At 59.3% G+C, this 11,482-nt stretch carries 10 protein-coding genes; 1 reads left to right on the forward strand and 9 read right to left on the reverse strand.

Annotated elements, in window-relative coordinates:
* Positions 1–39: 39 nt before the first annotated feature.
* Both HMPREF2743_RS02165 and pgsA read right to left on the reverse strand, forming a co-directional pair.
* A complete protein-coding gene (locus HMPREF2743_RS02165; RefSeq protein ID WP_049157575.1) occupies positions 40–525 on the reverse strand; it encodes a nicotinamide-nucleotide amidohydrolase family protein in 486 nt (161 codons plus the stop codon).
* Positions 522–1,112 (reverse strand): CDP-diacylglycerol--glycerol-3-phosphate 3-phosphatidyltransferase, encoded by a 591-nt coding sequence (pgsA, locus tag HMPREF2743_RS02170; RefSeq protein WP_198531099.1) that lies wholly within the window; start codon positions 1,110–1,112, stop codon positions 522–524. The genes HMPREF2743_RS02165 and pgsA overlap by 4 nt, the downstream gene beginning before the upstream one ends.
* Positions 1,113–1,159: 47 nt before the next feature.
* Here pgsA and HMPREF2743_RS02175 point away from each other — a divergent pair, with 47 nt between their 5' ends.
* Positions 1,160–1,450 carry a YciI family protein gene (locus HMPREF2743_RS02175; protein WP_010190299.1) on the forward strand — a complete coding sequence of 97 codons (291 nt, stop codon included), beginning with the start codon at positions 1,160–1,162 and terminating at the stop codon, positions 1,448–1,450.
* 17 nt (positions 1,451–1,467) lie between these two features.
* On the opposite strand, the gene HMPREF2743_RS02180 is transcribed toward HMPREF2743_RS02175, so the two are convergent.
* The 7 genes from HMPREF2743_RS02180 to dapB form a co-directional block, all read right to left on the reverse strand.
* On the reverse strand, positions 1,468–2,586 hold the full coding sequence (locus HMPREF2743_RS02180) for a TerC family protein (protein WP_070513055.1): 1,119 nt from the start codon (positions 2,584–2,586) through the stop codon (positions 1,468–1,470).
* Positions 2,587–2,765: 179 nt separating this feature from the next.
* The gene (locus HMPREF2743_RS02185; RefSeq protein WP_070818094.1) at positions 2,766–5,996 is read right to left on the reverse strand and encodes a DNA translocase FtsK; all 3,231 of its coding nucleotides are present in this window, start codon (positions 5,994–5,996) and stop codon (positions 2,766–2,768) included.
* Between the two features lie 77 nt (positions 5,997–6,073).
* Positions 6,074–6,712 carry a TIGR03085 family metal-binding protein gene (locus tag HMPREF2743_RS02190; RefSeq protein ID WP_070516843.1) on the reverse strand — a complete coding sequence of 213 codons (639 nt, stop codon included), beginning with the start codon at positions 6,710–6,712 and terminating at the stop codon, positions 6,074–6,076.
* 43 nt (positions 6,713–6,755) lie between these two features.
* Positions 6,756–8,819, reverse strand: a complete 2,064-nt coding sequence (locus tag HMPREF2743_RS02195) for a ribonuclease J (RefSeq protein WP_083295551.1) — start codon at positions 8,817–8,819, stop codon at positions 6,756–6,758.
* Between the two features lie 2 nt (positions 8,820–8,821).
* Complete coding sequence (gene dapA / locus HMPREF2743_RS02200) at positions 8,822–9,730, reverse strand: 4-hydroxy-tetrahydrodipicolinate synthase (protein ID WP_049157584.1); 909 nt, start codon at positions 9,728–9,730, stop codon at positions 8,822–8,824.
* A gap of 71 nt (positions 9,731–9,801) precedes the next feature.
* Positions 9,802–10,551, reverse strand: a complete 750-nt coding sequence (gene thyX, locus HMPREF2743_RS02205) for an FAD-dependent thymidylate synthase (protein WP_070513046.1) — start codon at positions 10,549–10,551, stop codon at positions 9,802–9,804.
* Positions 10,551–11,297, reverse strand: coding sequence for a 4-hydroxy-tetrahydrodipicolinate reductase (dapB, locus tag HMPREF2743_RS02210; RefSeq protein WP_070818095.1), 747 nt, complete (start codon positions 11,295–11,297; stop codon positions 10,551–10,553). Before dapB ends, thyX begins: the two co-directional genes overlap by 1 nt.
* Between the last annotated feature and the right edge of the window lie 185 nt (positions 11,298–11,482).

Here is an 11,482-nt window from a genome sequence, read left to right on the forward strand (position 1 = left end):
GTACAACGGCTCAGCAGTCGTACTTGTTCCCACAATCAACTAATTTTCTTCAAGAGTTGATAGGAGAAGACTCAATGCCGCCTCAATGGCAGCGAAACGAATCGCGTTGCGCCCCTCAGCAGGAAGCTCATAAAGGACGCCGCGCTTGGCGACGCCCCCGCCACCCCTCCCGCATAACCCCACGTACACCGTGCCCGCGGGTTTGCCTTCCTGGAGGTCCGGCCCGGCTACACCAGTCAGCCCTACCCCCCAATCTGCACGCGTTTCAACGACCGCCGCCTCAGCCATCTGCGCAGCAGTCGCAGCAGACACCACGCCTTGCTCCTCAAGTTCTTCCACGGTGGTGTTGAGAAAATGAGCCTTGACCTCTGTCGCATACGTCACCAGCCCACCCCGCAGCACCGCCGAGGCTCCCGGGATGCACGCCACAGTCGCAGCGGCTAGACCAGCAGTAAGGGACTCACAGAACGCCACAGTTTCACCGCGTTCGCTGAGCGTGGATACTAGTTGCGCCTCGATGCTCATTGGTTCTCCCTATGGCCATCAATGAGGTACTGGATGCCGGTCAGGACGGTAACGAAGGCGGCGGCCAACATAACGAGGAGGCTCGGAAGGTCCATCCACCCTGGCAGCGGACAAAGATACAACGCCACCGCCACAGTCTGCAACGCTGTCTTGAGCTTTCCGCCTTGGGAAGCCGGCACCACCTTCCCTTGACGCAGCAAGAAGAAGCGCCAAATCGTAATGCCGAATTCGCGAAACAGAATCAGCACGGTGATCCACACCGGCAAAGCCCCGGTGATATTGAGGCACACGAGGGCCGCGGTCATCAGGGCTTTATCCGCGATCGGGTCCGCAATCTTGCCAAAGTTAGTGATGAGTCCCCGCGCGCGTGCAATATCGCCATCCAACTTATCCGTGAGCATCAAGAGCGCGAAGCAGAGGAAAGCCCACCATTCATGGCCGGCGAGCACCAGCCAGGCAAACAGGGGGATAAAGAGGATGCGCAAACTAGTCAGGATGTTGGGCAGGTTCCAATTGGAGACCTCGGGGTTTACATCCGTGGTTCGAGATTGGTTGCGCGCAGCCTGAGAATCATTCACGCTCTTCATCCTACCGTGGCCTCCCTGCCACTCGAGCGAGCACTACCATGGTCGGTATGAAGTATTTCGCAGTTTCCTATGAATACAATCCATCTAACCCGGTTATTGCTGAGGTTCGCCCGAAGCACCGCGAATTCATCGGCGCACTCCACGACAAGGGCCAGATCTGTGGCTCTGGCCCCTACACCGATTCCAAGGGCGGGGCGCTCATCGTCCTGCAATTTGAGGATGAGTCCGTAAAGGTGGCCGATGTCATCGCCCTCATGGACCAGGATCCCTTCTACACCGAAGGCGCTGTTACTGGGCGCGCTTTCCGCGAGTGGAATCCCGTTATTAATTCCTTCTAAATCCCCGCGGCCCGAGTTTAAGGCAGCTCGGACTTGGGAAGTTCGTCCGCCTTGCCGACGAGCTCGCCCTCCTTGTTGCGAACGATCTTGTTGCCATAATCGTCCCAGTCGTAGTGGTTGTGGGAAATCACCACACCACCCTGGGCTTGGTCGCGTTTGTCCTTCCACACCGACAACAACACCGTCACGAAGAGGACGCCAACGATGACCAGCAGCGACACCATGGTCGTAATTTCCGGTACCGCACTGACATTCTCGCCGCCGTTGATGAAGGGCACGTTGTTCTCATGCAAAGCGTGGAAGAGCAACTTGACACCGATGAACAGCAAGATGATACCCAGGCCATAAGGCAGGTAGACCAGGCGGTCCAACAGGCCATCAATGAGGAAGAACATTTGGCGCAGCCCCATGAGAGCGAAGGCATTGGTGGTGAAGACGAGGAAAGGCTCCGAGGTAATGCCGTAGATAGCTGGGATGGAGTCGAAGGCAAACATGACGTCGATCAGCCCGATAGCCGCCAAAGCAACGAAAAGCGGCGTCAGGGCGAATTTGCCCTTCTTCTCACCGGATTCCTCACGGTGGGTGAGCTTGTCACCGTGGTAGCGCGGGGTCACATGGATCACTTTGCGCAGCCACTTGACTACCAGCATGTCGTTGGGGTCGGTCTCGGGCGTCCCGTTGATCTCATCGATGAGCAGCTTGACTGCGGTGTAAATAAGGAAGATGGCAAACAGGTAGAAGACATCCGACCATGCCGCAATAATGGCCGCGCCCATCAAGATGAAGACAAGGCGGAAAACCAGCGCTAGGACGATACCGATGAGCAATACCTTCTGCTGATACCTGCGGGGAATCTTGAAGGAGCCCATGATGAGCGAGAACACGAATAGGTTATCCACGCTCAAAGCCTGTTCCGTCACCCAACCGGTGTAGAACTGTGCCGCGTGTTCGCTGTCCCACAGCACCCACACAACTCCGCCAAAGACAACGGCCATCGCCATGTAAAACAGGGTCCAGCCGCCGGATTCCTTAATGGTCGGCTCATGTGGTGAACGAACATGACTGTAGAAGTCGAAGATGAAGAAGCCTAGGATCACCGCGATGGTGATGGCCCAGACCCATAGTGGCACATGCATAATGAGTTATCCCTCCGGTCGACACGACAATAAAGACCGGAGGTCTCCCCCGCTAGCAAGCCGATGTCACAGCCTCGCTAGCCGACGCGACCGGGAACTGTACCGCAGTTGCCGTGTTGACGATCGACGCCGTGGATTGGGGTACTCCCCTCCAAGACTCGTCCTATCCTACACGGAACTTAGAACGCACCTGTGGAGGGGTTAGCGGAGATTTCAACGGTGCGGGTATCGGCTTCAGCGTCGTCTACCCCGCCGGCACCTTCGGCGTCTTGGACCTCCTTCGGGGCCTCTGCTGGGTCAGCGCCCTTGATCATCCAGATGATAGTGTCGAGCTCCTCCGGCTTGACCAGAACCTCACGTGCCTTGGAGCCTTCGGAAGGCCCGACAACACCGCGCGACTCCATGAGGTCCATGAGTCGACCGGCCTTGGCAAAGCCGATGCGCAGCTTGCGCTGGAGCATCGACGTCGAGCCCAACTGGGAGGTGACCACAAGGTCGACGGCCTCCAAGAGATCGTCCATATCCTTGCCGATCTCCTCGTCGATCTCCTTCTTCGCCTCCGAGGCCTTATCGTCCGTCACGCCTTCCGTGTAGTTCGGCGAGCCCTGTGCCTTCGCGGCGTCGACAACCGCCTGCACCTCCTCGTCGGAGACGAACGCACCCTGCATACGCACCGGGCGGCCGCCCTGCGGGATGAAGAGGCCATCGCCCATACCGATGAGCTTCTCGGCTCCACCCTGATCCAGGATAACTCGAGAGTCCGTAAGCGAGGACGTCGCAAAAGCCAGACGAGAAGGAACGTTGGTCTTAATAAGACCGGTCACAACGTCCACGGACGGGCGCTGCGTTGCCAGCACCAAGTGGATACCGGCCGCACGTGCCTTTTGAGTAATGCGAACGATGGAATCCTCAATTTCCTTCGGCGCCGTCATCATGAGGTCCGCGAGCTCATCCACGACGCACACGATGTACGGGTACGGGCGCATCTCTCGTTGGGAGCCGGCAGGAGCCTGGTATTCGCCACTGCGGACCTTCCGGTTGAAGTCCTCGATCTTGCGCACGCGGGCAGCCTGCATGTCCATGTAGCGCTGCTCCATCTCCTCCACCAGCCACTGCAGGGCCGCCGCAGCTTTCTTTGGCTGCGTAATGATCGGGGTGATGAGGTGCGGAATACCTTCGTACGGCGTGAGCTCCACCATCTTCGGGTCGACGAGGATGAGGCGAACGTCTTCCGGCGTCGCGCGGGTCAACAGCGAGACCAGCATGGAATTCACGAAGGCCGACTTACCGGAACCGGTAGCACCGGCCACGAGCAGGTGCGGCATCTTCTTCACGGAGAAGGAGGTGTACTCACCTTCGATATCCTTACCCAAGCCGATCAGCATGGGGTCATGGTCAGCGCGCAGTGCCGGGGAATCCAAGACATCGCGCAAACGCACCATCTCGCGGTCCGCATTGGGCACCTCAATGCCGACTGCGGACTTGCCCGGAATCGGGGTGAGCAGGCGCAGATTATCCGTCGCCACAGCATAAGCCAGGTTGGACTGTAGGTTCGTAATCTTCGAAACCTTGACGCCTGGACCCAGCTCGATCTCGTAGCGCGTCACTGTCGGGCCACGGCTAAAACCAGTGACCTGGGCATTGACCTTGAATTCTTCAAAGACCTCGGTGATGGCCTCGATGATGCGATCGTTAGCCTCCGTGCGTGCCTTCGCAGGCTTGCCAGCGGTGAGCAGGTCCGTCGTCGGCACATCGTAGCCGCCGCCCAGGGCAGTGTCTTCCGCACCGCTCGGAGCTGCAGTCGTTTCTTCGGCTACGCTCTGAGCCTCGTCCTCAATCTTGGCACCCGTTCGCGCATCACGCCCGGATCGTTCCTGGAACATGCGCACTGCCTCGGAATGCGCGGCGGAGACCACGTCCTCTCCCGCCGAGCCAACCGACGCTGCGCTTGCCGACGTCTCCGCAGCCGCCGCTCCCAGTGCCGCGCCGGCGGCACCGCCGACGTCCACGCGCGGACGCTTCTTCGGTGCTGGTTTCGGTACTGGCTGTGGCGCTGACTTCTGCTCCGGTTGCGGAGTTGGCTGCGGGGCTGGCTCAGGATCCGGTACGACGGGGAACTCGTCGGTATCATCCGCGCGGCTATCAAAGCTCGGGCGGCCGTGCTGTACGGGCTCCTGGCTTACTGGCTGAGCTGCCGAGTCGAAAGAGACGGTGGCATTGTCATCCAGAATCTGCTTTGGCATCGGCTTCGGTGTCTGCTTCGGGCGCGGTCGCGAAGTGTATGCCGGGCGCACAGGACGCTCACGCCCCTCGGCGATGGCGTCGATGTCATCGCTGACGTAGTCGTAGTCGTCCGCGGGGGCGTCGTCAAGCAGCTCCTGATCTGAACGATTCTTCCTGTCACGCAGGCCGCCGACGAGCGCCGCACATTGCGCGGCCACAAAATCATATGCTTCACGCAGGGTGATGCCCGTGATATTGAGTGCCCCATACACAATGAGCAAGAAAAGCAAAGGCACCGCGACATAACTAGAAAAGGCCGCCACCAGCAGCTCGCCGACTCCAAAGCCGATGGCACCGCCTGCCTCCCCGGCGGCGTTGTTATTCCAGGTCAGCTTCGGAAGACCGGCAAAGATGTGAATGAGGCTCAGCATGCACACGACGATGAGGGCCGTGCCGCCCACCACTCGTGGCTTGAAATGGCCCGCCGGACCGGACAGATCCATCATGAGCGCAATGGCGACGGCGACCAGCGCAACGGGAAGAACATAGGCGCCCGCGCCAATCACATAGCGCACAGCGTTGGTGAGGTACTCACCGATAATGCCGGCCACCTGGAACCACGTCGCGCAAGCAAGGATGATGGCCACGCCGATAAGCACAAGAGCCACCGCATCTGGATTGGAGACGCGGATGCTCTTCTCAGTGTGAGCTGGACGCCCCATGACCGTCGTCGGCATCTCACTGTCGACGTCGCGTGCTCGCGTTACCTTGCTCTTTGTCGGAACAGCGCTATCGGCCTTGTTGCTCTTTTTCTTGTTCTTCGCGCGTCCAGAAATTTCCCCTGGCTCCCTCAACTCGTCGTAATCATCGTAGGCACCCTCGTCATGAGCAGCATCGTAGGCGGAGTCATAGAGGTCGTCATCTCGACTCCCCGCATCTACCGGCTTGAGACCGGCAAGGCCGTGCCCGACCCCTCGCGCCATGCTTCCCACGCCTCGGGCGGTAGCGCCAAAAACGGTTCCCAGTCCTCGGCCAACGGCGCGAAAGGCGCTGCCGGTCCTCTCTTCGGAGGTCTCGGCAGCGCGGGTTGCGGAGGTCAGCGAATAGCTTGTGCGGCCGGACGGCCGCGACCGATTGGCGGTGCGACCTCGGCCGGAGGCGCGAGACGGAGCGTTCTTGACAGACATGCCTGCCACTTTAGTAGCAAACACACCATTAACAACATGCGCCACACGCGTGCACTGAAGATTTTAGACAGTTCAGCCTACAGACTTGACCTAACGACGGCGGATGAATCCCCGTCAATCTCAACGCGAGCCGCCTCGCGGCCGAACGCCCATAGGAGCAACTCGGAAACTGCCCCACGGACCCGCACCACGTTGTCCCCCTTCGCTGCCACACGATGTTTATCCGCCGCGACGAGTGGCGCAAACCCAGCCGGCTCCAGCACTACCGGGAGGCGAGAGTGCGCCAACAGCCTTAACCCGAGAAACTTTAGCGGTGCGAGCAACTCCTTCTGCACCGCTAGCGAGAAATCACGCGGTTCGCTGTGCGCATTGGCCCGGCGTAGGTCTTCGTGGTGCACAAAATGCTCTGCGGTGTTGAGCACTGAATCCACGTAGCGCAGAGGGTTGAGCTTTCCCAATCCCCTACCCCAGTCATCCACCAGTTCCTCAAAATCTCGCGCACGGACTTCCTCCATGATGCTGTCCGCATGGGAAGTCAGCGCTGGAACAAAAGAACTGATGACGACGTCGGGCCGGTTTTCGCGGATCCAGAGGTGCGACACGAGGTCGCGGGCCGTCCACCCTTCGCACAACGTTGGAGCATCGGGACCAAGTTCACGGAATAACGCCACCATCTTGGCGCGTTCTGCTGAGGAAAACGACATGCGCCCCAGCATACCTACCAGAAGCAGGAACGCTGGGGCACTGTCTACCTAGACGTTAGAGCGATTCACGGGAGGCGTGAACTTCATCGTCGTCAGGCATCAGGACATCCGAGTTCGTCGGCACGATGGTCGGCAGAATGACCGGCTCGCGCTTGTACTTGGAATCCATGAGCTTGGATACCTTGCGGCGCAGCTTCTGCACCATGCGGTAGGTATCGTTCTCGCCCTCAGCGGCGAGATCGTTCATCGTGGACTCAACCAACTTGGCAACCTCCGGCACGATGCCGCGGTCATCGTCAGAGAAACCAGTGGTGGATACAGCCGGATGCTCAAGCAGCCGGGACGTGCGGTTATCAATCACACAGGTGATGGAAACGACGCCGCCAGAGCCGAGGTTGGTGCGGTCTGCCAGGGTATCTGCGTCGACGTCACCCATGGAGACGCCATCGACGTAGAGGTTACCCACGGTAATCTGGCCAACAACCTCTGCACGGCCGTTGCGCAGATCAACGACAACGCCGTTCTGTGCCAGAACCACGCGGTCGCGGTCAACGCCAGTGGAGACTGCCAGTTCCTTGTTTGCACGCAGGTGACGCCACTCGCCGTGGACCGGCATAACGTTCTTCGGACGCGCAGCGTTGTACAGGAAGAGCAGCTCGCCGCCGTAGCCGTGGCCGGAGGCGTGAACCTTGGCTTCCTTGTTGGTGATAACTTCAGCACCAATCTGGGAGAGCATGTTCATGACACCGTAAACGGCCTCTTCGTTGCCCGGAATCAGGGACGAGGAGAAGATGATGAGGTCGCCGTCGCGGACGGTGATCTGACGGTGCTCACGGCGTGCCATGCGTGACAACGCAGCCATTGGCTCGCCCTGGGTACCGGTGGTGATGAGCAAGACCTTGTGCGGTGCCATCTTGGCAGCCTCGTCGATCGAGATGATGGTTCCGCGCGGAACCTTCAGGAAGCCCATCTTCTCGGCGATTTCCATGTTGCGCATCATCGAGCGGCCGTTGAAGGCAACCTTGCGGCCAGCATAAACGGCGGCGTCGATAGCTGCCTGTACACGGTACACGTTGGACGCGAAGGTTGCGATGATGACGCGCTGCTTAGCATTGGACACCAGGCGGCGGAAGGTAGCCGGGATATCTCCCTCGGATGCGGAAACGCCCGGGATGTTCGCGTTGGTGGATTCGCAGAGCATCAGGTCGACGCCCTCATCACCGTAGCGAGATAGCGCCGGAAGGTCGGTCGGACGGTTATCCAGCGGGGTCTGGTCCAGCTTGATGTCACCGGTGTGGATGATATTGCCAGCCGGGGTGCCCAGCATGATGCCCAGTGCATCCGGAACGGAGTGGTTAACTGCCCAAAAACGGCAGCGGAACGAACCGTAGTTCACATCCGACTTCTCGTTGACCTCAACGAACTTCGGCTTCTGGCGGTGCTCCTTACACTTCGCCGCAATCAGCGCGATGGTAAAGCGCGATGCCACGATTGGAATATCCGGGCGCAGCTTCAGCAGCCACGGGATAGCACCAATGTGGTCCTCGTGAGCGTGGGTTACAACGAGAGCCTTGACCTTGTGAATCTTCTTCTCGATCGGGCCAAAGTCCGGCAGGATCAGGTCAACGCCAGGCTCACCGGAGGACGGGAAGAGCACGCCACAGTCGATGATGAGCATCTCGTCCTGGTACTCGAAGACGGTCATGTTACGACCGATCTCAGAAATACCGCCCAGGGCATAAATACGCAGCGAATCCTTCTGCTGCTTCGGCGGCTCCGGCAGACGCTTCGTCAGATCCGCGCCCTGCATGGACTTGGGAACGTTGCGGCGGCCACGGTTGTTATTACGGTTGCGATTGTTGTTGCGGCCACCGTTGTTGTGGTTGTTGTTGCCGCCGCGACCGCGACCACGGCCGCCACGGGAACCACGGGAGCGAGAACGGCGGTTGCCGTCCTCAGAATTCGAGTTATTAGACTCGTTCGAATTATTGCCGGATGCAGCCGATTCGTTCGGCGCTTGAAAAACCGGCGAAGCCGCCTCATTCGAGGCGGTCTCAGTCTCCGAAGGCGGACCCGCCTTACGGGTTACCTTGCGGGAGCGATTACGGGATTCAGTCATTCTTAAAGGACTCCAGCCTTTTCCAAATCGTGGCGGAGAGCCTCGATCTCCTCCGCGTCAGCCGCGGTAACTGGGAGACGAGGTTCTCCAACTTCAATACCCTGCAGACGCAGGGCAGCCTTAACAAGAGTTGCTCCTCCGAGGCGGCCTTGCGCCTCGACGAGCGGGGACAAAGTTTTCGCGTTAATCTCTCGTGCACGTGCAATATCGCCTTCATCGAAGGCCACGTAGAGATCAGCCAGGGCGCGCGGAGCGAGGTGACCAATCACGGAAATAACGCCCGAAGCACCGAGGGCCAGCCACGGCAAGTTCAGTCCGTCATCTCCGGAGTACCATGCCAAACCGGTTTCCTGGATAAGCGGTGCGGCTGCTACAAGGTCGCCCTTGGCGTCCTTAACAGCCTTGATGTTCGGCACCTCCGCGAGGCGAAGAAGGGTCTCCGTCTCAATCGGAATGCCCGAGCGGCCAGGGATGTCGTACAGACAAATGGGGAGGTCCACGGCGTCAGCCACAGCAGTAAAGTGCGCGTACACACCAGCCTGGGAAGGCTTGGAGTAATACGGGGTCACGACCAGAAGGCTGTCTGCTCCCGCATCAGCGAAAGCGCGCGCGGCCTCAATACTGGTGGCGGTGTTATTAGTTCCCGCACCAGCGCACAACTTAGCGCGGCCGCCTACCTCTTCCTTTACAGCTGCGAACAGCTCCAGTTTCTCATCCAACGACGTCGTCGGTGATTCGCCCGTGGTCCCAGACAAAATGAGCGAATCAACGCCGTTATCAACCAAATGAGCTGCTAGGCGACGACCAGCGGACACGTCCAAGGCGCCGTCCTGGTCAAATGGAGTGACCATAGCTACGCCTACGCGTCCGAAGGTGTCGACGCCTGCCTGTGCTGTCATACCTGTGCTCATAGGCGTCAAGATTACCTGCTTTCGCCCCTATTGGCCGCATCGGGGTCGTGCGCGAGTCTCCTGCAAAGCCTTTAAGCGTACGGGCTCGAAGCCATTTCGGTGCCGTCAGCCAGGGTGGTGATATGGAAGTCGTCGAAAAGCACCGGCGATTGCTCCCGCAACAGCTTCAAGCACGTGACGGCGAGCTGGCGCATCTCTGTATCGGCTTGTTCAGTCGCCCGCGCGCCAATAAAGTGACGCCACGCGCGATAGTTTCCCGTCACGACGATGCGGGATTCCGTGAGATTAGGTAATACCGCACGCGCTGCTTGTCGAGCCTGTTTCTTGCGCAGCAATGCATTTGGCTCCTCTTCCAACTTGGACTCGAGAGCGTCGAGGAGCTCCTCGTAGACAAACCTCGCTTCGTCGGCCGCCTGGAGGGTCAACCGCGTTAGCTGTTCATCTTCCGCAATGAATTTGGGCAGGACTACCTCCGCCTCCTCGGAATGCACGAAACGTTGCGAGAGCTGCGAGAAGGAGAAATGACGGTGGCGAACCAGCTCATGCGACGCCGACCGCGATAGTCCCCGTATATAGAGCGTCGCCGTAGCATGCTCCAGCAATGCATCGTGGCCTACCTCCAGAATGTGGTGCAGATAGGCCTGATTTGAGGCGGTACGGGGATTCGGCTTGTCGAAGGACTCATAACAGGCGCGTCCGGCAAATTCGACTAGAGCCTCGCTTTCCGACGCCCCCTCATCAACCTCCCAGTCCACTCCTCGCGGCGCATGGAATGCGGTTGCCGCAATGAGCTGGACATCAAGCTCAGAGACCTTTGCCATTACAGCCCCAAGTACTTCTCAAGTCCCACGGTCAAGCCTGGGTGGGATGCGATTTCTCGTACACCCAGCAGAACACCGGGGGTAAAGGAAGAGCGGTCATAGGAATCCTGACGGATGGTCAAGGACTGGCCTTGAGTGCCGAAGATAACTTCTTCATGAGCCACCATTCCCTGCATACGGACTGCGTGGACGTGAACACCATCGACGTCTGCGCCGCGCGCTCCATCGAGAGACTGCTCGGTCTTGTCCGGCATAGCGTCCAAGCCTGCCTCCTGGCGAGCCTTCGCAATACCCTGCGCAGTGTGAACCGCGGTACCGGACGGCGCATCGAGCTTGTTCGGGTGATGGTATTCAACTACCTCAGCGCTGTCGAAGAACTTCGCCGCCTGGGCGGCAAACACCATGGTCAGCACAGCTGAAATAGCGAAGTTCGGCGCGATGAGAACGTTGCCGGCGCCCTCTTTCTTAGTCCACTCCTCCACCTTGGCTAGGCGTTCTGCATCGAATCCCGTGGTACCAACAACAGCGTGGATGCCATGTGCGATGCAAAACTCTAGATTGTCCATGACCGAGGCCGGCTGGGTGAAGTCGACAGCCACCTCGGCGCCCGCCTCAACCAGCTTCTCCAGCGGGGTCTCACGGTCAATGGAAGCAACTAGCTCCAAATCCTCCGCCGCATTAACGCCTTCCACGATTGCTTGGCCCACGCGCCCCTTAGCCCCCAAGACGCCTACCTTGATAGTCATACACAATCCCTTCATACGTGTTCGTGCGGTTAACTGTGCCCAGTCTATCCCTGACGCTGGCGGGGTTTCAGACAGGGCTCGTGCGGCTACCTTTGATACGAGCTTTCCTTTCTCTTCGTTGCGCGCGCACGCGACACTACCCAAACCATACAGCATCGAACGTGCTGGCTAACCCGTGGTGACTA

This window comes from Corynebacterium sp. HMSC036D02 (assembly GCF_001836165.1).
In the GTDB taxonomy this organism is placed as follows: Bacteria; Actinomycetota; Actinomycetes; order Mycobacteriales; family Mycobacteriaceae; genus Corynebacterium.